We start from the raw sequence: 20181 nt of genomic DNA on the forward strand, positions 1-20181 counted from the left end.
CAGCCGCCGCTGTCAATCATTAATTTCAATGTTCTCGCAAAATATTTTTTCAATGATCTCAGTGCTTTGCTTTCGCTCAGCGCGGATTGGGAATCTATGTAAACCCGTTCCGTTTGTCAACCGTTTAATGACCGGTCAGTCAAAAAAAAATCCCGACACGCTCGTGGCCTTCAGCCGTTGCTGCGTCGAGAAAGAGGTTCTATGGAAAACAGCGGTTGGGGTCAAGGGGTTTTTGAATTATTTGTGGTATATTTGAGAATTAATTTACACTCATATGAAGTAAATGGCTTAGTGATGCTGGTTAAGAGGGTTAAAGTTATATATTTCAAAATTTCACTAACAACCTATTGCCAATCCACCTATAGTATACATATTAAGATTCCTGCCTTTAAACGCTTAACCAATCAGGCTTACCGACCTATTATGAAGTTTAAAACTCTCAATGCCCATCAGGCCCACATCAAACACGGACTGAAAACCGGAATTGCCGCAGTTCTCGCCTATATCGTTGCGGATCTGTGCAGTTTAAAGTTCGGATACTGGGCCGCCCTTTCTGCGGTCATTGTCATGCAGATCAACGTTGCTGATTCCATTAAGATGTGCTGGTATCGCTTTTCCGGCACTGCTATCGGCGCATTTATCGGCGTCTTGTGCATTCTGGCCTTCCCGGAAACTCCGCATATGACCATGCTTGCTCTTTTCGTTTCGGTAGGTTTTTGCGCTTACATGACTCGCTATAACAACCGCTACAAAATGGCCGCCATAACGACTACCATCGTAACTTTAGCCAGCCTCGGTGAACCTAATCGTGTTGAATTCGGCCTATTCAGAGTACTCGAAATCGGAATTGGAGTTGGGAGTGCCTTTGTAACCAGTATCGCACTCTGGCCCATGCGCGCCTCTGAGACGTTAAAAAAAGAGCTTTTCAATCAATTCGAAGAATGTGCAGCAAACTATGAAACCCTGATGGATGGTTTCCTTGATAAACAGAGCTGCCTGATCCCCAGCGCGCTTGAAGCTTTTAACAGCAGGCTGACCAAAAATCGTGAAACATATGCCAAGGTAATCCGCCTCGAACGCTTCATATACATAGAAGATACCCAGTTACTAGGCATGAAAGTGGAAATCCTAGAGAAATGTGCCTCACACCTACGGGCAATGCTCCATGCTCTGAGCCATGTTCACGGCGAAGGCTATCATATAATAATGGAAGATGAGCTTCGACTGCTTGCAAAAGTCACCTCACAGGCCATGCGCGATATCGGCTCAAAGAGAATCCCAGACGAGCAATCGCTGCATGATGCCCTTGTTGCCTCTCAAAAGAAACTGGAAACCTTGCGCAATGAGGGAGCGACCCGCAGATTCTATTTACAAAAAATGATCCAATTCTTTGCCTTTTACCACAGTGCCCAGTTTATCTGTGAAGACCTGCTGCGCTACGCTCGGGAAAGAAAAAGAATCAACTCTAAACTTACTAAGAATCAGTAAACACCTGCCAGACTTAAAAGCAATTTATCCGCTTCAGGCTTATCATGTTTGTGGGTCATGAGCAGTTCACGCACGCTGACTTTCTTTCCGTAGTAACGTTTATTAAAATCATTACTGACCATGAAAGCCCCGGTGCGATAGGTCATGCCGCCATAAGCCCCGCCCTGATCCACCAGCAGCAGGATATTTCCTTCAGCATCGAAAGTTCCCCGGTTACTGCGGTCGGCAGTATGCCCAACAGCGATGTCTGCGCCCAGCGAAAGATCAATCTTCCCACCGAGAGCGTCTTCCAATGCTTGATCATCCATAAGAAAAACCAGCAGAGTCTTGCCTTCTACTCCACCCTGCAAGCCGATATCGATCCCGACCATATTAAAAAAGGCAGGACCATTCCAGAATCCGGTCTCATCCTTGGCGCAAAGAACTCCGGGCCCAACCTCAGCACCGATCATAAAAGCAGCTTTATATACATCAGGGAAAATGAAAACAGCTCTAGCGTCTTCCAGCAAATGATCAATATGAGACAGGCTGTCTTTGGTTCGCATATGATTAAGTGCGCAGACAGATGAATCGACAATACGCTGCGTCACCCTTGAAGAATTGCTGACACAAGGATTGCCAACAAACTGCTTCACCGGAGTGCAGGAACAGGCTATAAAAAATGTAAGTCCCAGCAAGGCTGCTGATATCAATTTGTTCATATCCCTATTCTAACCCCAGATGATTCAAATCATCAACCGCATACAGTTACCCTTCATCCCCACTTTTCAATAAAATTTACAAATGATAAAAAATGTCATGTCAAAGTCAACAAAACATGTTTAGTAAAGATTAACGAAACACATTTAAGGGAAAATATATGTCTATAATTCTGCAACCATACAATGAAAGGATGATGGAAGTCCTGCTTTACATCCAGCGCAATCTGGATGGGGATCTTTCCCCGGAGACACTGGCTGAGCAAGCCTGCTTTTCTGTTGCCCATTTTCATCGTATATTCAAGGGTATGGTCGGTGAAAACCTGAAGGAACACGTCCGCCGGTTGCGTCTTGAACGCGCTGCCTATCGACTTTGCTACACGGATAGCCCGGTTATGGAAATTGCTCTTGATGCCGGATTTGAATCTCCGGAAACATTCAGCAGAGCCTTCAAGAAAAGATTTATGGCCCCGCCAAGTGATTTCAGAAACAATTCGCGAGAAATGTTTGCTCCCGGCAATGACGGAAAAATCCACTACCGCCCGGAACCTAGCGTTAAAGGAATTAAACTGGGTGCTTCCCCGATCGCCTGTAAAGCTGATGTACGTATTCGGGAAGATGTGCGGGTTATTTTCATCCGCCACTTGGGTCGTTATTTTGATGTTGAAAAAGCATGGGAAAAGCTTTGCGGCTGGGGTTACGGAAACGGCCTGCTCTCCGAAGAAACGGAATTTCTGGGAATCTGCTACGATCACCCGGATATCACCCCGGAAGGTAAGATCCGTTATGATGCCTGCTTCACTATTTCACAAGAAGTTGAACCAGCCCCCGATATGGGAGTTCAGGTAATTCCCGGCGGAAAATTCGCAGTTACAACTCATTACGGCCCATATGACGGTCTGCTCGAAACCTATAGGGAATTTTACGGAAACTGGATTCCAAACAATGGATACAAGCTAAACGAAAATGTCCCTTCGTTTGAAAAATACATAAAGGCTCCACCGGATGTCCCGCTCGAAGAAGCGGTTACAGAAATCTGGCTGGCCATTTATTAATACAAAACATGGAGTGTTTAAAAATGGACGTACAAATCTGGACTCTTGATCCTGCAAAAATGGCTTACACTGAACACGTTGGACCATATGAAGAGGTAGGCAAAGCTTGGGAAAAGCTTTGTGGATGGGCTGGTCCCGCTGGGATGTTCACCCCTAAAACCAGATTCTACGGAGTTTATCATGATGATCCGGGACAGGTTCCAGCGGCAGAACTGCGCTCAGAAGCCTGCATAACCATAGAAAATGAAAGCAATGCTCCTGCTGAAATCAAATTTAAAGATTTCCCCGGTGGAAAATATGCTGTCACCACCCACCTCGGTCCTTACGAGAAACTCAAAGATTCGTGGACCGAATTCTACGAAAAATGGCTCCCGCAAAGCGGTGAAACCCACGCGGAAGCACCCTGCTACGAGCAATATATGAATGATCCCACCAACACAAAACCGGAACATTTGGTAACTGTACTGCTCATGCCGCTTAAGTAAGAATTAAAAAACGCGCCGCGCTTCCATATTAATGGAAGCGCGGCGCAAAACTTTCTTAGCCAGATTAATACCCAACAATCATGACTTTGTTTTCCAGCATCATGGGAATCCACAGCCTTTTTCCTTTCTGATCCAAATAGAAATCAGCAGGACCACCAATTTTCTCACCAAGATCAAGAGTGGAAAGTTCTCCTGTTTCAGCGTCTTGCCTGATTAAAACACCCTCTTTTTTAAAATCAACCCAGTCGGAAAAAATGATATTTCCTTCATGATATACCATTCCGTCATACAATCCATTTCTCGGACTGATCTTCTCAAAGTAAAATCTATTCCCATCAATGCGCCCTTTACCCACAATCCCATTGGTTTTGTGGTCCTTGCCGAACGAACAAAGATAAATTGTTCCGGTCTTGGAATCATACGAAAGACCATTAGGGCCGAAAAGATCGGTGTCGCATTCAAGTTTGATAACAGTTGGATTGGATGAGGCGTCGACAACAAAAAGATCACCTGTATCCATTGCGGAAATAAGCAATTTATCGTCATCAATGACAGTTATACCATTCAGAAACGAAGTCCCTTCGGCGGAAAAATCCTGATCTACAACCTGTTTTCCATCTGCCACGGAGTAACCTTTAAGATGATCAATATCATTAACGTAAAGGATTCCGTTTAAAACCGTCATTCCCTTGGGTGCGTTCAGACCGCTGATATATTTTCTCTCCAACACATCGCCTTCAGCTGATAACCGAGAAATGTAACCGTCGCCGTCCTTGTCCATTGGCTTAAGTTTCTCCCCCACATTTGAAACATAAAAATATGTTCCGTCAGAGGTTACACTCTCAGGTGCCGAAAAACCGTCCACTTTAATAGTTTGTGTTGAGCAGGCTACAAGCTGCAAGACCATAAAAAGACAAATTGCGATGATTGAATATTTACGCATGAACATTCTCCTTGTTCTGTTTGAAGAAGAAGCTAGCGCAAAAAGTAGGACAGGACTTGCGATTAAAGACCAGATTTTGCTGAATTCAGTTCAATTCGATATTCACGGGGAGTGACTCCGTAATTTTTCCGAAAAAGAGTGCTGAAATGAGACAAACTTTCGTAGCCTGATTCATAAGAAATTTCGGTGATACTTTTATCGGAATTACGAATCAACTGTTCAGCCCAAGACATACGGCGTTCACGAATCCAACGTGCTGGTGTTGTATTATATATTTTCTTAAATTCGCGTTTAAAGGACGAAAGGCTGCGTCCGGACAGCTCCGCAATGGTTTCAAGGCTTATATTCTTATTGAAATATTGCTCCATAAGAGCAGGCAAGTCTGCCCTGCCCACATCCCTGCATGAAATCAAAAAGCTGAGAAATTCATCATTACCCGGAGTGGTACATATATAATGCAGTAACTCCTGAACCTTCAGCCGCAAAAAATCATTATTCTTACCCAGCGGAGAATCAAACAAAGACAGCATAGACGCCAAGTAGATACCGACCTGATCTGCCACTTTTATATTAAAAGCAGACCGCTCAGGGCTTGTAGAGTTAGTCTTTTTTACAGAAAGTTGGCTCACAAAACTAGCGAATATTGGGTCATCAAAAAAGAAAAGAACAGTATCAAATGTCCCGCCATTTTCCGGGATCATCTCAGACATAATGTGGCAACCCTTACAGCAGAAGAAAGCTTCCCCTTTGCGGATCACCATATCCCCGTCAGCAGAATGAATATGTTTTGTACCCTCAAGGACAAAAACAAGAGAGTGCTGCGAAACACATACTTCATGACGAATTTCCGAGCTTCTGCTCTGAAATTGCACAAAAGTAATGCCATCCACAGTGATGTCAGCAAATTTCGGGGAATTTTGGATAAAACGAGGGATTGTTAGCATAGGGGAAAAGGGGCCGCTCAAGGCGACCCCATGATTAATTATTAGAATTCCAGATTCTTGGGAGTTCTCGGAAAAGGAATAACGTCACGGATGTTGGTGACTCCGGTGAGCAGCATGAGCATGCGTTCGAAGCCCATACCGAACCCTGCGTGGGGCGCGGTTCCGAAACGGCGGGTATCGAGATACCACCAGTATTCTTCGGAATCCATACCGGTTTCAGCAATCCTGCTTTCCAGAACATCAAGCCTTTCCTCACGCTGTGAACCTCCGACCAGCTCCCCGATTCTGGGAACAAGCAGATCCATGGCGGCCACGGTCTTGCCGTCATCATTCACACGCATGTAGAATGGTTTGATTTCTCTGGGGTAATCGTAAACGATGACCGGCTTTTTGAAATGCTTCTCAGTGAGATACCTTTCATGCTCGGTCTGCAAATCCTGACCGTACTCAGGATAAAATTCGAATTTCTTGGCTTTCTTACAACGCTGAAGCAAATTCACAGCATCAGTATATGTGATGCGCTCAAACTCATTATCAAGGGTATTACGCAAGGTATCCATCAAAGTTTTATCCACAAATTTAGCGAATAATTCGATGTCATCTGCACATTTATCAAGAACATGATTGATGAGATATTTGACCATCTCCTCGCCAAGATCCATGTTATCATTAAGATCGGCGAAAGCAACTTCAGGTTCAATCATCCAGAACTCGGCAGCATGACGCGGAGTATTGGACTTTTCAGCACGGAAAGTAGGTCCGAAAGTATACACCTGTCCGAGTGAAAGAGCATACATTTCAGCATCCAGTTGACCGGAAACAGTCAGGTGTGCCTCTTTACCAAAGAAGTCATTGGCTGCCTGATCTTCTTTTTTCATGGAAGAAAGAGAATCGTGATCAAGAGAAGTAACCCGGAACATTTCACCAGCACCTTCACAATCGGACCCGGTAATGATCGGGGTATGTACGTAAAAGAAACCCTTATCGCGGAAAAATTTATGAATTGCGTAAGAAAGTTCGGAACGAATGCGGAACATTGCCCCGAATTTGTTGGAACGGGGGCGCAGATGTGCAATAGACCGCAAAAACTCATCAGAGTGACGTTTTTTCTGGAGCGGGAAAGTTTCAGGATCAGCAAATCCGATCAGTTCAATGGACTTACCGCGAACTTCCCACTTCTGACCCTTGCCGGGAGATTCAACCAGCTCACCAGTAACTCCCACTGACGCCCCGGTGGATATCTTCTCAAGCTCAGCTTCTATTTCCGGGGTGTGGTCGATGATTACCTGTACATTTTTCAAACAGGAACCATCGTTAACTTCCAGAAATGAAAAGCCTTTATTGTCACGCTTGGTGCGGACCCAGCCCTTAACCAGAACTTCAGCGGTTGCACTTTCCGCGTTCAAAATATCTTTTACGCATGTTCTTCTCATAAATTGTCTCCAATCACTTGGTTTAGCGCAGATAATTGCACTTCGCGTAAGATGTAGCTGCTAGTCGGGTAAATTTCAACCAACTTATGCATCATTAATATATATAGCAGAAACACACACTGACGAGCTAAATGGAACAACCAACTTTTTATTAATTAATTTTATCAATTTTATTTCATTTTCTACTTGCATTCCTTAATAGGAATCGTTATTAATTATTTCAACGAAACGGTACAAAGTTTTTAAACAATAAATTCAGATTCAAATTGAACAACAAGGAGAACTCCAATGACTAAGACACTTGAAAATCTCAAAGCAGCTTTTGCAGGCGAATCTCAGGCTAACCGTAAATACCTCGCTTTTGCAGAGAAAGCTGAATCCGAAGGTAAGCCCGGCGTAGCAAAACTTTTCCGTGCAGCCGCAGCAGCAGAAACCATTCACGCTCACGCTCACTTACGCCTTATGAAAGGTATTGGTTCCACTGAAGAAAACCTGAAACAGGCTATCGAAGGCGAAAGCTACGAATTCGAATCCATGTATCCTGAGATGATGGAAGATGCCAAAGCTGAAGGTGAAAATGCAGTACTGCGCTACTTCGGATTTGCCAACGAAGCAGAAAAAATTCACGCCAGCCTCTACACCGAGGCACTTGATGCTGACAGCGATGTGTTCGCAGAAGCAGAATTCCACATCTGTTCCGTATGCGGCCACACCCAGAACGGCGCAGCAACTGAAAAGTGTCCCATCTGTGGAGCAGCCCCCAAGGCTTACCAGAAAGTAGATTAACCCCTACCTATTTTCTCAGCCACCTCTCAGGCCCCGCACGCATCTAATGCGCGCGGGGCTTTTTTGATCATATAGACATCTTCCACTGGACGAATCCGAATCAATAACTATTGTTAAGCTGACGCCGAAAAGAGCTTAAACCGGATAGTTGCGCATCCGGGATTACTAAGCTATCTTCGCCTGTTCAAAATAGACTGCAAAGGGGATTTCAATGGGATTCTTTTCTAAAGTAAAAAAGATGTGGAGTAGCCCGGAAGATAGGGCCGAACAAGCACTTAAAGATTATCTCGGCGATGATTACGAGTCGCAAGAAGAAGTAGAAGAGCCGGAGATTAAAGCTCAACCGGAACCGGAGCCCGCTCCCGAACCTGAACCGACTCCTGAGCCGGAGCCTGTTGAACCGGAAGTTGTTGAAACCAAGGTTGAAACAGAACCGCAGCCTGCTGCTGAAGCTCAGCCGGAACAGGTTATAGAGACAGCAGAAATCCCGGAAGAAGAGCCGATTATTGATGAGCCTGCCACCGAACCCGAAGTTGTGGCCGAGCCTGAAATTTTATTTGAAGAACCTGCTCCAGAGCCGGAGCCGGAAGTTGCCGAGGAAACTCGTGTTGCAGAAGTGGAACCGGAACCAATTGCCGAGCCTGAGCAGGAAGTCATCGAAGAAACTCCTGCCGTTGAAATGGAACCGGAACCAGTTGCCGAACCCGAGCAGGAAATTATCGAAAAAACTCCAGCACCCGCCGGACCGACCATCCTTGAACCGGTTATGGAAACTGAAGCTCAGCCTGCTGAGGATAAGCCGCAGTGGCAAATCGAGCTGACCAAATCTTTACAGCAGGCCGAACCGCGCCTTTCCGTATGGCTGGGACTGATCCTCGAAGACATTGAGGAAGCCGGGGACGATCTCTGGGATCGCCTTTCTTTCCTGCTGGATGCACTTGAGGCCCCAAAGAAAGAGGCCGAAGATTTCATCATCCGCTTCAAAGACTGGCTCGAAGACATGGATTACGAGTATGTGGATGATTTCCGCTCCGAACTCCAGTACCGTCTTGCGCTGGCTCTTGAACTTGAAGATGAGGAAGATGAACGCAGTCGTTTGTTCATCAAGCTTTCCGAAGGTCTTAACAAGACCCGCGAGCAGATCACCAAGCGCATCGATTCCATGCTTTCCAGCCACACCGCCTTTGATGATGATTTCTGGGAAGAATTCGAAGAAATCCTGATCATGGCTGATGTTGGTTACGATGCTTCCATGGAACTTGTAGAACGCATGAAAGAACGTATCCGCAAAGCCGGGGAAACCAACCCCGAGAATTTTAAAGACCTGCTGCGTGATGAACTGGACGAAATTTTCAAAGTTCCCAAACGCATCAAGGCATTCAACCCGCCGGAAGTCGTCATGATGATCGGCGTGAACGGCGTTGGTAAAACCACTACCATCGCAAAACTGGCTCACCGCGCTCAGATGCAGGGCCGCAAGGTGCTCATCGTTGCCGGTGATACCTTCCGCGCTGCCGCCATCGGCCAGCTCGAAGTCTGGGCCCGCCGCGTAGGTGCCGGATTCTACGCCAAGGAAGAAGGTTCCGATCCAGCAGCCGTAGCATTCGAAGCCATCGACTACGCAGTCAAAAACGGCTACGACCTCATGCTGCTTGATACTGCCGGACGTCTGCACAACAAAGCCAACCTTATGGAAGAGTTGCTTAAAATCCGCAGGGTCCTCGGCAAGAAGCACGATGAAGCACCGCACCGCAGCGTGCTGGTCATCGATGCCACCACCGGACAGAATGCCCTCTCGCAGACCAAGATATTCAACGAGGAAATCGGCGTTGATGAACTGATCCTGACCAAGCTGGACGGCACAGCCAAAGGCGGAGTCATGATCTCAGTGACCATGCAACACAAGCTGCCCATCACCTACATAGGTTTGGGCGAAAAAATGGAAGACCTCAGACCGTTTAACGGCGAGGACTTTGCTAAGGCTTTGTTGCTGTCTTAGGAATTTAGATAATATAAAATTGAAAATCCCGTCCGGCTTGTTGAGCTGGACGGGATTTTTAATAATTATAACAGCGAGGACTTGCTTAAAAAATCAACTTTTCTTATCCTCAGAAGTAACTGTAAGACTATCACTTCCGAGGACAAAATGCATAAAGTCATCATTCTTTTTTTGCTATTATTCACAATCTTATTCACACCAGCCTTCGCAAGGGACACCTATATAATAGGTATACCTTACCTCAATACCCAAAAAACATCTACTCCCAAAGTAGAAGGGCTTATCAACGAAATATATTCTCGGGCTAATTTATCTGTAGAATTTAAATATTTCCCTGGCATTCGTGACCTCAAATCAGCTGACAGCGGGATTACAGACGGTTCCGCCATCCGTACACTTTATGTTATTGCCCAATACCCTAATCTCACAAACGTACCCACTCCGATGATGAAAGAAACAATATCTGCATTCAGTAAAAACCCTGAACTCGTCATTGCCGCTCCTGAAGACATCCGAGACCTCACTGTCGGCGTAATGCGTGGATCACTCAGCCCAACCAATCTGGCCCATAAATATGCCAAAAAAGTTCAAATGGTTGATTCTTACAAAAGCCTCCTAACCTTGGTTGAAAAAGGAAGGGTGGATGCTGTTATCATGCTGCGGTCGGTAGCAAAACAGACGATAAAAAAACTTAAGATACAAGGGCTGACCGAGTCCGCTCCTCTGATCACCAAGAAGCTGTATCACATTGTAAACAAAAAACATGCCCATACCCTGAACCCGAAATTGGATAAGGCCATCAAGGAACTGCTCCGAGACGGAACCATCAAAAAATTTACAGAAGAACAGGGCATAAGCCCCAAATAAGATACAAACCCTACTTCCACCCACTCTCACAAACCGCCTCAAATCCCGGAAAAATTATCTTCCGGTGATGCAGATACATCCTATCCGCTCCATCTTCGCGACCATAAAGAGAATCACCAACAATAGGAAATCCCTCATGGGCGAGATGCGCCCGGATCTGATGACGAGAGCCTTTGGCGATGCGCACTTCAATAAGTGATGTGCCATCTTCATATTTTTCAATCAGCTCTACGTTGGACCAACGTTCCGGCGCCCCCTCCTCATCAAGCACTTTTGTGCGCTTGCGCTCTACGGTATCAAGCAGATTTTTGCAGATTAATAATTCATCCGGGATTCCATGCACTTTGGCGTGGTATATTTTATCAACCTTGCCGGAATCCTCGTATGCGCGAAATTCATTTTCCCGCTCCACACCAAAAGCAACCAACAACATCCCTGAGGTAAGAAAGTCCAGCCTGTTAGCCAGAATAGGGTCCTGCCCCGGAAAAATTCCTGCAAGGCATTCCTCAACTGACGGTGCCGGGCTTCCGGCAATTGCCGCAGAATGAATACCTTCAGGCTTGTAAACAACACCGAACCCATCGGCCTGCTTGACCACCTTTACCTGTGACAGAATCTCCACATCGCAAGAGCGGTTCTCAGCTTCAAACAGGACTACTTCCGCACCGGAAAACATCTTCAATCCGGAACGGCAGCTGCGACCGTTGACGGTAACGCATCCGCTTTCAATAAGCCGCCTGCGCTCACGGAGTCCGCTTTCAGGAAGCAGCTTGAGCATAAATTTATCCAGCCGCTGACCTTCGTCGCTATCTTCTGCTATTCTTTTGTCAATTTCATTCAATTTATTATCTTCCATTTCTGTTAACTGATTACCATTCCAATTTATCCAACAGGGTTTACGCTGCAAGGGAAACAGCATACAACTCACTAAGCGCAATGAATTTTGTTCAACCTGCCGTTTTTACAGCAAGTACCCACTTCTAAGCTGACAAACGGTCTTAATCAACCTTTTCCCAGTATAACAGGATTTGCCGTGAATATTAAAGGCTGTATTTTCGTCATCTGTGCTGCAATCATGTGGGGCCTGATCGGCCCTATTTCCAAGTTCCCCATTGCACAGGGAGTCGCACCACTTGAGAACGCCTTCTGGCGGGCAATTTTCGCATGGATGCTCTTTGCTGTCCATGCCTGCCGTATCCGGGCCATAAAAATTGACCTCAAAGATCTGCCCCAGATTCTAGGTTTCGGCTTTGTGGGCGTGACTATATTTTACGGTTCCTACCAGTTGGCGGTGCAGGATGTGGGTGCGGCTCTGGCATCGGTTCTGCTTTACACAGCCCCGGCATGGGTCGCCTTCATGTCCTGGCTGCTGCTAGGTGAAAAAATGACTCTAGTCAAGATTTCCGCAATGCTGATAACCATCAGCGGAGTAGCCTGCGTATCTCTCGGACCCCAAATTTTCGGAACCGGGACGGAAATGACCTTCACCTGGCCGGGAATCGTCTTCGGTCTAACTTCCGGGTTCACCTACGCCCTCTACTACATATATGGTAAAACCATCTTCGCACGCTACACCACACCGACAATATTTCTCTATGCCCTGCCCGTGGGCGCACTCTGTCTGTTGCCGTTCTTTGAGTTCACCCCCAAGACCGGCACATCATGGATGAGCCTGATCGCGCTGGCCCTGATCTGCACCTACGGCGCATACTCTATTTACTACGCAGGTCTCAAATGGCTGGAACCAACCTCCGCCTCGGTAATCGCTACCATCGAACCGGTAATCGCCGCCATTCTCGCATGGCTGTGGTGGAACGAAAGCTTCGACTGGACCGGATACATCGGCAGTGCGCTGATTATCTCTGCTGTATTAATGATTGTAATGGAAAATAAAATTATCGCATTTTTTGCCTCCGGAGCTCAAAAAGTAAATGCTAAAACAAGTTAAGGCTTCTGCCGGGTCTGGTAAGACCTACGAACTTACAGCCCGCTTCCTGTCCCTCTTAGCGGGCGCGCAGGAAGAAGATTCTATCCCGGTCTGTAAAAGCTCACAGGGAAAGGGTTACTGCTGGCCAGAAATCATGGCTGTTACCTTCACCAATAAGGCTGCGGCAGAGATGAAAGAACGCGTCATCCGTTCCCTGAAAAACCGTGCTCTGGATATTGAAGGCGACGGACTGGGCGCGGACTGGAAACCTCTGGACGCTAAAAAACAACTCATCCCCATCCTTCAAAGATATAACCGACTGAATATCCGCACCATCGACAGTTTGCTGAACCTGCTGGTGCGCATCTTCGCCCTTGAACTGGGACTAAGCCCGGAATTCGAACTGCTATTTGAACCCCAAGCCCTGTTCGAACCGAACTTCAACAAATTTCTAGCCCAATGCGAAGAAGGCGACCTGCTGCGCAAGGAACTGCTGGATGATGCAGTGGACAGCCTCGTGCTCAAAGAAGAAAAGCAAGGTTTCTGGCTTTCCGAACAGATGCGTATGCGCCTGCTTTCCATCCTGACCCACGTTATCGACCACCCCGCGGAGAGGCTTACGGATCAGGAAGCAATAGCCGGACTGCTGCAAATGGAATTCGATGCATTCCAAAAAGCTGTGCGCGACCTGTCGGCACTCATTGATACAGACAAACTGGCGGCTTCAGCCCATCTGAATAAATATCTGGCCCACGCTGCCAAGATCGATTTCATGGACCTGCCCAAAGAATCGACCATGGTTGCCAAGGACAGCTTTGAGGATTGCGTTAATAAAAAATCCAAAGGTGACATTGGTTCCTATCATGAGAAAGTTTATGGGGACCTGAAACAAGCCCATGAAATTTACCGCGACAAGGCCACCATCCTGCGCGGGGCCTATGCACTGGCTCCGTTCGTCCGCATTGTAGAGGAAATCCGGGCCGACATCATTGAATACCAAACCCGCAACGGAATGCTGCTCAGTGCGGACCTGCCCAAGGTGGCAAGTTACGTGCTTCAAGGCGGCAGTGCCCTGCCTGATGCATTTTGCCGCATGGGTTCCCGGTTGCACCATTTGCTGGTTGACGAATTTCAGGACACCAGCCTTGCCCAGTGGAATGCAATGGCTCCGTTAGCCGTGGAATGCTTATCCAAGGCGGGCAGTCTTTTTTATGTGGGCGATGTGAAGCAGGCTATCTACAGTTGGCGCGGGGGCCGTTCCGAACTTTTTGATGAAGTGGGACAAGACCCGGAACTCTACGCTCTTTCCGAATTCACTCCTGCAAATCTTGAATACAACTGGCGCAGCCTTGAGCACGTTATCGGATTCAACAATGAATTCTTTGAGACCTTGGCAGACTATGATCTTGCCCTCGACCTTTCAGAAAAGCTCTACCCCAACAGCCCGGAAGAACAACAGATCGAACTGGCCCAAAATATTTCCCATTCATTTGAAAAAGCATCCCAGCAGCTGCCTCCGGGACAGGACCGCGCAGGCGGGTACGTACGGCTGCAAAGGGTTTTCGCTTCCAGCTCACAAGAAATTGTGGACGAAACCCGCCGCAACTTTGACCTGCTCATGGATGAGTTGTTTTCCCGCCGCGAATACCGGGATGTCTGCGTATTGGTCCGCTCCAACGGACATGCACAGCTGGTCTGTGATTGGCTGGTAGAAAAATCCATCCCGGTGATCACTGAAAACAGCTTGCAACTGGACCGCCATCCCATCGTGCGCCAGATGGTTTCCCTGCTCAAATTCCTTGATTACCCACAGGACGATCTTGCTTTTCTTGAATTCATTTGCGGACAGGAAATATTCGGACACATCTCAAAGATTGAACACGAGGCTCTCTTCAAATGGCTGGCCGAACGCGACAAAGGACCGCTGCATCGCCGTTTTTCTGAAGAATACCCAGATTTCTGGAACATGCACATTTCGCCTTTCCTGCGCAAGTCCGGTTTGATGACCCCGTACGACCTTGCCAGCGAAATGGTTTCGCGCTTCAAACTTATCGAAACCTACCCGCAAGACGAACTCTACATCCGCCGCTTCCTTGAGGTGGTTCATTTAGCCGAAGAAAAACGCGGCACTTCTCTGGCTGCATTTCTTGATTTCTGGGAACTTTCATCCGCCGAGGAAAAAGTACCTTTGCCGGAATCAGTCAACGCGGTACGCATCATGACTATCCATAAATCCAAGGGGCTGGAATTTCCGGTCATTGTGGTACCCTTCCATAACTGGTCCATATCCGGCCCGGACAGTTCACTGGCGGACATTCAAATAGACGGACAGACCATGCTGACTCCCATGAGCAGCTCACTGGGTGATATTTATTACGAGAACCGCACCCGCATGTTCAGCGAACAGCTTAACCTGCTCTACGTTGCATGGACCCGTGCAGGACAAGAGCTTTACGGATTCCTGCCCTCGGAAAAAACACGGGGCGTAAGTCCGGCACTCGCTGCTATTGAAATGATTCTTGAGGGTAAATTTGATGATCTCGGTTTGCTTGAATATGGCGTAAATCCTAAAAAAGAAGAAAAACAAACTCCCGACCCCGAACGAGAAGAATCGCAAACTGCCTCAACTGACGATTTCTGCGAAACCACCACTGACGGACGACCCGAACCAGAACTCATGGGCTGGCTGCCGAGGCTGCGCGTTTACCGCCATAACCTTGAAGATTATTCCTATGATGCACGTATGCGCGGTGAACTGGCCCATAACGCCATGGAAAACCTGATCCTCACCGGGGATGACGATGCCGATTGCCGCCGCAGTGCTGAAGCGGCCTTTGCCAAGTTCCCGGCAGTGACCGAAGAGGAAGACGTGCTGGTCCCGGAAGTGACTAACATGGCCCTCTGGGCCTTATCGGTCCCGGATGTACGTACCGCTATCGAACGCGGCAGGCCGGAAGTAGCCATCATGGACACAAAAGGCGAGACCCATCGCGCTGACTTGCTGCTCTTGGAAGATAAACGGGCACTGGTAGTTGAATACAAAACCGGACAGCCTTCGCCTGAAAACGAGAAGCAGGTCAAAAGATACTTGAAGCTATTACGAGACATGTACGGTGACGAGAAAGAATTACGCGGCCTGCTGGTTTATTTAGACGGAAAATTTACGAAAGAAGTTAATATATAGTTATGAATAAAAAAAATATCCAAATAATCTCGTGGAAAGAAGATTTTATTGAAAATCTTGCCACAACTATAATTAATGATTCTGATGGCGACCTGAGCAAAGTCACGGTTATTGTCCCGCACCACCGCCCGGCCCGTTACTTAAAAAAGGCCCTTGCAAGTTCGGAGCAACTGCCCAAACCGTGCATCCTGCCGGAGATTTATTCATTCTCCGACTTCGTATCCTCACTTATCCCCAAACTTACTGCTGAGTTCCCACGCAAGATAGGTAAACTGGATCAAGTAGGACTGCTCTTTGATATTATTGAAAAGCTGCGCAATGAATCCACGGGCATGCTTTCCAAAATGCCTACAGATCTACAAATGTTCTTCCCGTGGGGAACACGGCTGGCTTCCCTGCTGGAAGATCTGCTGCGGCAGGACATAAAACCGCGCAACCTGACCATGCTGCAAGGCGAAGTACTGGAATGGGCCGCTGCCCTGCTGGAAGAACTTGAAATAATCTTCGTACGCTACTTGGAAGAACTGGATAAGCGCGGCTGGACAACATCAGGTCTGGAAAACCGGACCTTAGTAGAAAATTTCAGCGGCCTTGATGATATCCTCAAGGACCGCAAACTTTACTTGGCAGGATTCTACGGAGTCAGCGGCGTGGAAGATATGTTCTTCCGCTACCTCTGGGAAAATCTGGGCCTGCAAGTAATCTGGCACAGTGATCCCGGACTTGCTGAAGGACGCAAAGGACATTTCGGTGTGCGTGAGCATCGACTCTGGCTCCAAAACTGGAAAGCCGAGGCTGTTTCGGAGCATTCAGCAAAGGGAAGCTGCAAACTGCCGGAACTGAAATTCTTTGAGGGATTCGACCGCCATTCCCAGCTCTGCGCCATGCGCGAAGAACTGTGCTCGCAAAAAGTAGAAGGTTGCGCCGTGGTCCTGCCGGACACCTCTTTACTGCTCCCGGTCATGCACCACCTGCCGGAACAAGACATCAACATCAGTATGGGCTATCCGCTGGAACGCTCGGCCCTGAACGGATTGGTGGAAGCCGTACTCAAATTGCAGGAAAACCGTAACGGGCATAACTTTTACTGGAAAGATATTCTGGGACTGATCCGTCACCCTTATTTGAAAATGCTGGAAGTAAACGGCGATCAGCCTTTGCGAACCATCTTCCACCAATGGGAAAACGCACTTCGTCACGGCGCGCCCTACGCAAATGTGAAAGATTTTGTCCCAGTCTACAGCGACGACAACGGTAATCTGGTGGACAACCCGGAAACCACCGAAGAACTGCGCGCTGAAGCTGTACAGGTCTGCATCGATGAATTCAAAGATATTGAAACTCTTTCTGAGCTTGCGGATAGTTTACAAGCTATGGCAGAAATGCTCCGCCAACGAGGCGGCACCCTCTGGAACCGCTACCTGCTTGATTCGGAGTGCCTTTTCCGACTCATGAACGAGGTCATCCCCGAACTGCGCGAAAGCTCCATCAGCAATGAAATTTTCGGGCAATCGCTTTGCTTTTCCATATTCCGGCAATTGCTTTCATCGCAGCGTGTATCATTTGAGCCGGACCCCATTTCCGGTATGCAGGTGCTTGGTATGCTGGAAAGCCGCCTCCTCAATTTCAAGCGCACCTTCATTCTTGATACCGTTGATGAAAAACTTCCCGGAACCGATCCCTACGATCCTCTGCTCCCGGACCAGTTGCGCCATTTGCTGGACCTGCCGGATTCACGGGAAAGGGAATCAGTCGCCACCTACAACTTCTACCGCTTGATCATGGGTAGCGAGGAATCCTGCATCTTTTATCAAAGCGGTGTTCAGCCCGGATTGCTGGATTCAAAATCCATCCGCTCCCGCTTTGTGGAACAACTGCTCTGGGAAATGGAACAGCAACGCAAAGAGATTATCACTCCGGGTGAAGATTTCCCGCTCAAGGCTGTTAATTTTCCCGTGGGAGCCATCGTAAACAGCCCGGCTCCGATTCCAAAAGAACCATTGCAGGATAAACTGCACAATCTGCTCAAGTTCAAAGGCTTATCCCCGTCAGCCATCGACTGTTACGTGGGGTGCCCAAAATTATTCTTTTTCCGTTACCTCTCCAATGTGCGCGAAAGCGTAACTGTTGATCAGGACGGGGACCGCGCCGGATTCGGTGATCTGATTCATTCCGTGCTCAAAGATTTTCTTGAACCGCACCTGAATAAAGATATCAGCGGAAGCGATCTGGATGAAAGAGAGTTGCAGGATTTATTCATGCTCCGTCTGGAACGGGATTCCCTGTATCCCAATCTTGCTTACGATATTAAAAAATCACTTGAACAGGCCGGAAAAAACAGACTTTCCCTATTCCTGAAAAATATGAAGCCGACCAAAATTGTGGAACTGGAATCAGACTCACAGGCCGAGCTTGAAATGGATGATTTCTCCGTACGCATTCACGGGCGTGTGGACCGGGTTGATGAACGGGCCGGGGAACGATACGTGCTGGACTACAAGACCGGACGACTCCATTTGCCCCGTAAATCCTTCTGGGACGATGAATCCATATGGGGTCCATTACTGGATGATCCGCAAGCTATCTACCATGATGGCATACCCTTTCTTGAAAAAATCAAGGACTCAGCTAACAGCCTGCAACTCCCACTCTACTTACTCATGGACCAGCACACTTCCGGCGAACTGCCCAGACAGGCAGCACTGGTAGAGCTGGTCACAGACGGCCGGGAAAAAGGACTCTTTGATTCCAAAACAAGTGATGAAGAGCGCGAGGAAATCATAGAAACCAAAATTCCGGCCCTGACCAAAGTGATCATCAACAACATGTTGCAGGAGGAGGATTTTAAACCAATCCGTTCCAACATGTGCCAATGGTGCTCATACCGGGAAGCCTGCGGAAGTTAATTCTACTTGGCTTAAACTATTAGGAATTCCAAAAAGGGAAGAATAATGAAGACTGCTGAAATCATGATCTGTGGAGCTGGAATAGTGGGCCTTACTGTGGCGCGGGAGCTTATTTCCAAAGGCTACAAGGACATTCTTATCCTCGATAAGGAAACAGAGATTGCAAAGCATGCTTCAGGACGCAACAGTGGAGTCCTGCACGCCGGGATCTATTATGCTCCGGGCAGTCTGCGTGCTGTTTCCTGCCTTTCCGGTAATTTCAGGATGAAGGAATATTGCCGTGAAAAAGAATTACCCCTGCTGGAAACAGGTAAAGTAATTGTCGCCCGCAACGAATCAGAACTCCCCACCCTGCATGAGCTTTATAACCGGGCCACCGCCAACGGAGCCAAGGTCGAGATCATTGATGAGCAGCAGCTCGCCGAAATAGAACCCAATGCAAAAACAACCAAAGAGGCGTTGTTTTCTCACTATACCGCAGTAGTTGACCCTCGTGCAGTGATGAAATCATTGTATAATGAGCTTGAATCCAGCGGAAAAGTATCTTTCAGACTCGGCACAAAGTTCATTACTGCAAAAAGCAACAGTACTATTGTCACCGATAAAGGTGAAATAAGCTGCGGCCAGTTCATCAATGCTGCCGGGGCATACAGCGATCAGGTGGCCCGTCCCTTCGGATTCGGTGAAGGCTACCAGCTCATCCCCTTCAAAGGTATTTACAAAAAGCTCAAAAAAGAAAAGGCCCACACCATCAAAGGCAGTATCTACCCGGTTCCAAACATCAAGAATCCATTTCTTGGAATCCACTTCACCCGCGGAGCCAGTGGGGATGTCTATTTAGGACCTACAGCTATCCCCGCATTCGGACGTGAGAACTACGGCATCCTGAGCGGTCTGGATAAAGAAGCATTCGACATAATGCTCCGCGACGCCATCCTCTTTTTCACGAACCCAAAATTCCGTTCCGTTGCATTTGAAGAACCACGCAAATACTTTTTTAAATGTTTCTTCAATGATGCTAAAGAACTGGTCAAAGAACTTTCCCCTGATGATATTGAAAACTCCACTAAAGTGGGTATCCGCCCGCAATTGGTAGATCTAAAACGCAATGAACTTGTGATGGACTTTCTTGTAGAAAGTGATACAAAGAGTGTGCACGTACTCAACGCTATTTCACCTGCCTTCACTAGCTCCATGTACTTTGCTGAAATGATTGTGGAGAATTACATACACTAAAGAATGTATGTTCTCTGCATTGCAAAACAAGCATTTTTACAGAGCGTCACCAAGCTGTAACAGACAAAAAGAACTTGACTTTAAGCCTCATACAGGAAAAAACTTTTCTCGGACTTCAAAGTTGCCTCTGAACAATAAATACACCGCTGTATGTATCTTTCAGATACCTGCCACAAAGCGTTTTTGCTGACAGTATTGTTTATCAACCAATGGCAACTCTTAAATATACA

At 47.4% G+C, this 20181-nt stretch carries 15 protein-coding genes; 10 read left to right on the forward strand and 5 right to left on the reverse strand.

Annotation, left to right across the window (positions count from 1 at the left end):
- Positions 1–423: 423 nt before the first annotated feature.
- Complete coding sequence (locus D0S45_17155) at positions 424–1488, forward strand: FUSC family protein (GenBank protein TIH12783.1); 1065 nt, start codon at positions 424–426, stop codon at positions 1486–1488.
- On the opposite strand, the gene D0S45_17160 is transcribed toward D0S45_17155, so the two are convergent.
- A complete protein-coding gene (locus D0S45_17160; GenBank protein TIH12699.1) occupies positions 1482–2189 on the reverse strand; it encodes a hypothetical protein in 708 nt (235 codons plus the stop codon). The genes D0S45_17155 and D0S45_17160 overlap by 7 nt on opposite strands.
- Before the next feature lie 158 nt (positions 2190–2347).
- Here D0S45_17160 and D0S45_17165 point away from each other — a divergent pair, with 158 nt between their 5' ends.
- Positions 2348–3241, forward strand: coding sequence for an AraC family transcriptional regulator (locus tag D0S45_17165; protein ID TIH12700.1), 894 nt, complete (start codon positions 2348–2350; stop codon positions 3239–3241).
- A gap of 23 nt (positions 3242–3264) precedes the next feature.
- Positions 3265–3726: a GyrI-like domain-containing protein gene (locus D0S45_17170; protein ID TIH12701.1), complete on the forward strand. Its 462-nt coding sequence runs from the start codon at positions 3265–3267 to the stop codon at positions 3724–3726.
- A 64-nt stretch (positions 3727–3790) separates the two neighbouring features.
- Here the strand turns inward: D0S45_17170 and D0S45_17175 are convergent, their stop codons facing one another.
- The 3 genes from D0S45_17175 to D0S45_17185 form a co-directional block, all read right to left on the reverse strand.
- Positions 3791–4669 carry a hypothetical protein gene (locus tag D0S45_17175; protein TIH12702.1) on the reverse strand — a complete coding sequence of 293 codons (879 nt, stop codon included), beginning with the start codon at positions 4667–4669 and terminating at the stop codon, positions 3791–3793.
- Positions 4670–4731: 62 nt separating this feature from the next.
- A complete protein-coding gene (locus D0S45_17180) occupies positions 4732–5634 on the reverse strand; it encodes an AraC family transcriptional regulator (GenBank protein ID TIH12703.1) in 903 nt (300 codons plus the stop codon).
- Between the two features lie 20 nt (positions 5635–5654).
- Positions 5655–7046 carry an asparagine--tRNA ligase gene (locus D0S45_17185; protein TIH12704.1) on the reverse strand — a complete coding sequence of 464 codons (1392 nt, stop codon included), beginning with the start codon at positions 7044–7046 and terminating at the stop codon, positions 5655–5657.
- A 288-nt stretch (positions 7047–7334) separates the two neighbouring features.
- Between D0S45_17185 and D0S45_17190 the strand changes: the two genes are divergently transcribed.
- From D0S45_17190 to D0S45_17200, 3 genes are all read left to right on the forward strand, one after another.
- Positions 7335–7832 carry a rubrerythrin family protein gene (locus tag D0S45_17190; protein ID TIH12705.1) on the forward strand — a complete coding sequence of 166 codons (498 nt, stop codon included), beginning with the start codon at positions 7335–7337 and terminating at the stop codon, positions 7830–7832.
- Positions 7833–8043: 211 nt separating this feature from the next.
- Complete coding sequence (gene ftsY / locus D0S45_17195) at positions 8044–9831, forward strand: signal recognition particle-docking protein FtsY (GenBank protein ID TIH12706.1); 1788 nt, start codon at positions 8044–8046, stop codon at positions 9829–9831.
- Positions 9832–9912: 81 nt separating this feature from the next.
- Entirely contained in the window at positions 9913–10698 is a 786-nt protein-coding gene (locus D0S45_17200) for a hypothetical protein (protein ID TIH12707.1), read from the forward strand.
- Between the two features lie 10 nt (positions 10699–10708).
- On the opposite strand, the gene D0S45_17205 is transcribed toward D0S45_17200, so the two are convergent.
- Positions 10709–11617 carry an RluA family pseudouridine synthase gene (locus tag D0S45_17205; protein ID TIH12708.1) on the reverse strand — a complete coding sequence of 303 codons (909 nt, stop codon included), beginning with the start codon at positions 11615–11617 and terminating at the stop codon, positions 10709–10711.
- A 114-nt stretch (positions 11618–11731) separates the two neighbouring features.
- Between D0S45_17205 and D0S45_17210 the strand changes: the two genes are divergently transcribed.
- From D0S45_17210 to D0S45_17225, 4 genes are read left to right on the forward strand one after another with little or no spacing between them, the layout of a single operon-like run.
- Positions 11732–12646 (forward strand): EamA/RhaT family transporter, encoded by a 915-nt coding sequence (locus D0S45_17210; protein ID TIH12709.1) that lies wholly within the window; start codon positions 11732–11734, stop codon positions 12644–12646.
- Entirely contained in the window at positions 12630–15809 is a 3180-nt protein-coding gene (locus tag D0S45_17215) for an exodeoxyribonuclease V (GenBank protein ID TIH12710.1), read from the forward strand. The genes D0S45_17210 and D0S45_17215 overlap by 17 nt, the downstream gene beginning before the upstream one ends.
- Before the next feature lie 2 nt (positions 15810–15811).
- Positions 15812–18715 (forward strand): PD-(D/E)XK nuclease family protein, encoded by a 2904-nt coding sequence (locus D0S45_17220; GenBank protein ID TIH12711.1) that lies wholly within the window; start codon positions 15812–15814, stop codon positions 18713–18715.
- A 45-nt stretch (positions 18716–18760) separates the two neighbouring features.
- Positions 18761–19951: an L-2-hydroxyglutarate oxidase gene (locus tag D0S45_17225; GenBank protein ID TIH12712.1), complete on the forward strand. Its 1191-nt coding sequence runs from the start codon at positions 18761–18763 to the stop codon at positions 19949–19951.
- The last annotated feature ends 230 nt before the right edge of the window (positions 19952–20181 follow it).

This window comes from Marinifilum sp. JC120 (assembly GCA_004923195.1).
Taxonomy (GTDB): Bacteria; Desulfobacterota; Desulfovibrionia; order Desulfovibrionales; family Desulfovibrionaceae; genus Maridesulfovibrio.